At 74.1% G+C, this 4,502-nt stretch carries 3 protein-coding genes and 1 pseudogene; all 4 read right to left on the bottom strand.

Features of this window, described 5'->3' with window-relative positions; translation table 11 throughout:
- The coding region (locus ACTUAL_RS13255) for a hypothetical protein (protein ID WP_440900450.1) at positions 1 to 1,108 on the bottom strand (1,108 nt) is incomplete at its 3' end.
- A gap of 113 nt (positions 1,109 to 1,221) precedes the next feature.
- Complete coding sequence (locus ACTUAL_RS13250) at positions 1,222 to 3,279, bottom strand: ArnT family glycosyltransferase (RefSeq protein WP_440900449.1); 2,058 nt, start codon at positions 3,277 to 3,279, stop codon at positions 1,222 to 1,224.
- Between the two features lie 82 nt (positions 3,280 to 3,361).
- Positions 3,362 to 4,135, bottom strand: a pseudogene (locus tag ACTUAL_RS13245) (dolichyl-phosphate beta-glucosyltransferase); the annotation flags it as partial.
- Between the two features lie 183 nt (positions 4,136 to 4,318).
- On the bottom strand, positions 4,319 to 4,502 hold a 184-nt coding region (locus ACTUAL_RS13240), incomplete at its 5' end, for an SGNH hydrolase domain-containing protein (protein WP_440900448.1).

Here is a 4,502-nt window from a genome sequence, read left to right as displayed (position 1 = left end):
TGCGCCGCGCCCGGGACGACAGGCCCACCGGGGTCTCCGTGGTGGTCGAGCTGCCGGGCGCGTTGGGGTCGTACGCGCCCGCGATCGCGGCCCTGCCGGTCAGGCGCCACGGGGTCTTGCCCCGCTCCTCGACGTCCGCCTGGTACCGCCGCCCGCCCTGCTCGCCCGTGTAGAGCTCGTCCCAGGCTTGCCTGGCCAGGACGAGGTCGACGTCCTGGGGGCCGAGCGCCCGCCCCAGGAACCTCCGCAGCTCGGTGTTCCCGCACTCGGCGACGGACCCCAGCAGCTCGACCACGGAGATCCACTCCCCGAGGACGCTGTCCTCGTAGTACGCGGGCAGCTCTCCGTGCTCGCGCAGCTCGTCCGCCAGGGGGCCGTAGATCCGCCGCGCGTGCCCGGCGGTGATCTCGTGCCTGCGCAGGGCGCTGGGCGTGGCGTGCCAGACGAGGTCGTCGACCCAGGAGACGTAGGAGCGCGTGCCCTCGGTCAGGCCTCCGCTGACCGGCTCGTTCGCGTCCAGCGTCGCCCGCAGGTGCGCGCGGGCCCTGTCGAGGTCCGCCAGGAACGCCCTCGGGAGCAGGTCCTGCTGCGCGCGCCGCCGTTGCAGGCCGGGCTTGCCCACGTCCACGAACCACTCGGTCGCCGGGATCTTCCTGGTGTTGTCGAACAGCAGGGTGACGAAGGCGTTGCTGCCCGCCGTGTCCTTGTGGAAGCTGGGGCGCGCGTTCTGCCCCTGGCGGTGCGGGTAGTAGTTCACGTCGATGGCGACGACGTGCGTGCCGTCGACGTACCAGGGCTGCGCCGCCAGGTAGTCCCACTGGCCGTTGGCGACCATCACGTCGCGCAGGAGCGCGGAGACCGGCTGGTTCAGCGAGAGGTCGTACCCGCTGCTGATCGTCTCCCCCACCATGCCGTGCGCGTGGTAGGAGGTGTGCAGGGAGATGTGGTCGACGCCCGGTTCGGGCGGGAACGCGTCGCGCAGAACGCCCGCGAGGCCGTCCCAGTCGGCCACGCGCGCGGGGAGGAGGTTCTCCAGCGATCCGGACTTCATGACGAGCCGGGCCAGCGGCGGCACCACGCCGGTCGGGTGGGGGATCGAGTGCGTCATCAGGCATTTTCCCGCCCGCCGGGCCCGCCGGGCCATGGGCAGTTCAACGCAGGACCGGGGGCGGACCGCGGTCGGTCCGCCCCCGGTTCACCGTGGGATCGGTGCTCCCGCGCTCACCTCAGGTCGTAGAGCGTGCTCCCTCCCACCGTCTGCGCGGTGTAGTTCTCCTGGACCCACGTGGCGATCTGGGAGGTCGACGAGTCCGAGCCGCCGCGACCGCCCATGCCGCCGCCCATCCCGCCACCGCTGATGTAGTACGCGATCTCGCCGTTCGCCACGGCCCGCTGGAACTGCTCCAGCGTCGGGGCGTTGTCCGAGCCGCTCCAGCCGCCGATCGCGATGACCGCCTTGCCGGTGGACAGCTCCAGCTCGGCCGCCGACTGCGAACCGGTGGTGGCCGCGGCCCACTTCGTGGTGGTGCTCTTCAGCAGCTCGACCACCTCGCTGCTCGACCCGCCACCGGGGCCGCCGCGCATCCCGCCGCCCTGGTCCGCGTCGCCGTCCCGGTCCTGCGCCTCGCCGACGCCCGCCTGGTCGCGCTGCCCCGTGCCGTCACCAGTGCCGTCCTGCGCCTGCCCGTCCTGCGCCTGCCCGTCCTGCGCCTGCCCGTCACCACCGGGCATCCGGCCGCCGCCACCGCCCCCACCGCCGAAGCCCGTCGAGCTCCCGGCAGGCCCGGACGACGGGATCGACCCGGTGTGCGCCTGACCGGCCGTGCTGACCGCCCACGCGCCACCGCCCGCACCGACCACCAGCACCGCCGCCGTCGCCAGCGCGACCGCGCCCTTCGCCACCCGCCTCGGGTCCAGCAGCACCGCCAGCACCACCACGAACCCCACCACCAGCACCGCGTACCGGATCACCGGCGCGTAGTCCGAGGACCTGGCCAGCAGCACGTGGTCCCACACCGCCGTGACCCCGACCACCGCCGCCAGGAACGCCCGCGCCACCGGGAACCTCCTGGCCCGCCACAGCTCCCGCCCGCCGATGGCGACCAGCGCCGCGATCGCGGGGGCCAGCGCCACCGAGTAGTACGGGTGCACGGTGCCGCTCATGAAGCTGAACACGACCGCCGTGACGATCAGCCACCCGCCCCACAGCAGCAGCGCGGCGCGCGTCCGGTCGGTGCGGGGCGCGCGGCGGGTGAACCACAGGCCGGCGACCAGCGCGACCAGCGCGGCGGGCAGCAGCCAGGAGATCTCCCCGCCGAACGCGGCGCCGAACATCCGGAAGATCCCGGTCTCCCCGCCGAACCCGGTGTTCCCGCCGCCCATGCCGCCGCCACCGCCGCCGTTGCCCTGCCCGCCGAGGATGCGGCCGAGCCCGTTGTACCCCAGCGCCAGCTCCAGCAGCGTGTTGTCCGTCGACCCGCCGATGTACGGCCGCGAGTCGGTCGGCCACAGGTCCACCAGCGCGATGAACCACCCGGCCGACACCACGACCGACCCGAGCGCCGCGAACAGGTGCGCGATGCGCCTGCCCAGCGTGGTCGGCGCGGCCACCAGGTACACCAGGGCGAACGCGGGCAGCACCAGGAAGCCCTGCAGCATCTTCGTCAGGAACGCGAACCCGATCGCGGACCCGGCCAGCAGCACCCACTTCAGGCTCGCCCGCTCCAGCGCCCGCACCAGGCAGTAGGCGCCCGCGACCATGAGCAGCACGAGCAGCGCGTCCGGGTTGTTGAACCGGAACATCAGCACCGCGACCGGCGTCACGGCCAGCGCCGCGCCCGCCAGCAGCCCGGCGAGGTGCCCGCTGGTGCGCTTGACCGTCGCGTGGGTCAGCGCCACCGCCGCCACGCCCATCAGGGCCTGCGGCGCGAGCACGGTGAAGCTGGAGAACCCGAACACCCTGGCGAACGCGGTGGTCAGCCACAGCGCCGCGGGCGGCTTGTCGACGGTGATCGCGTTGCCGGAGTCCAGCGAGCCGAACAGCCACGCCTTCCAGTCCTGCGTCCCGGCCTGCACGGCGGCGGCGTAGAAGCTGTTGCCGTAGCCGGAGGCGGTCAGGTCCCACAGGTACAGCGCGGCGGTGGCGGCGAGCAGCACCAGGAGCGCGGGCCGCGCGTACCGGGGCGCGTCGGCCGGTCCGAGCACCAGCCTGGCCAGGCGGCCCCGCGCGGGCGGCTCGGCGGCCGGGCTGGCCGGTGGTTCGGTGAGCAGGGCGGTCATGGTCGGCTCTCCTGTGCGGTGTGGTCTGGGGAGGTGGTGCGAGGAGCGGTTGGGGTCAGGCGACGCGGACCAGGTCGCGGGCCGGGGCCCGCCGCAGGTCGGCCGGGAGCGCGAGGCGGGTGCGCCACAGCCGCGCGACGCCCTTGAGGTCGGCCACGGCGGTGGCGACGATGTCCACCGACGAGTCGGGGTCGTCCACCCAGTCGACGGCGACCTCGTGGGTGCGCAGCCCGGCCCGCTGGGCCAGCACGAGCAGTTCGGTGTCGAAGAACCAGCCGGTGTCCTGCACCAGCGGCAGCAGCCGGGCGGCAACGTCCGAGCGCACCGCCTTGAAGCCGCACTGCGCGTCGGTGAACCGGGCGCGCAGGGCCAGCTTGAGGATGACGTTGTAGGCGCGGGAGATGAACTCGCGCTTGGGGCCGCGCACCACGCGGGCGCCCCGCGCGAGCCTGCTGCCGATGGCGACGTCGGAGTGCCCGGACACCAGCGGGGCGATCAGGGCGGGCAGCGCGGCCAGGTCGGTGGACAGGTCCACGTCCGTGTAGGCGACCACGGCGGCCTCGGAGCCCAGCCAGGCGGTCTTGAGCGCGCGGCCCCGGCCCTTCTCCGCCAGCCGAAGCACCCGCACGCCGTCCAGCTCGCGCCCCAGCCGGGCGGCGATCTCGGGGGTGCGGTCGGTGCTGGCGTTGTCGGCGACGGTGATCCGGAACGCGAAGGGCAGGGTCGCGCTGAGGTAGGAGTGCAGCCTGCGCACGCTGGGCTCCAGCGCGGTCTCCTCGTCGTGGACCGGGACCACCACGTCCAGCACCGGGGTGCCGCCGCCGAGGTCCACCGGCTCCGTCGCGTTCGTCGTCATGGCGACAACTCTCGGGCCGCTGCCTGGACGGACCGTGTGCGCCACCTGTGGACCGGCTGTGCGCGCCCGCCCGAGGGGTGTGACGGCGCTCACCCCGCGCCGGGTCCACCTCGAACGCGACGAGCGCCCCGCCTCCCGGTCGTTCCGGGCGGCGGGGCGCTCGTCAGGTGATCTCGGCGGCGGCTAGCGGCGCTCGATGCCGAGCGCGTCACCCAGCGGCTTGACCAGGGTGCTCGCGTAGCTGTCGGTGATGTGGTTGTCCCGGTAGACGACCACGTTCCCCACCACGGCCGGGCACTTGTCGGCGTCGCAGAACCAGTCCGTCAGGTCCACCGCCTTGCCGCCGGGCAGGGTCGCGACGGCCTCG

The organism is Actinosynnema sp., from assembly GCF_052038725.1.
The sequence above is the reverse complement of the archived record's forward strand: the minus strand, read 5'-3'. Positions and strand labels throughout refer to the sequence as shown.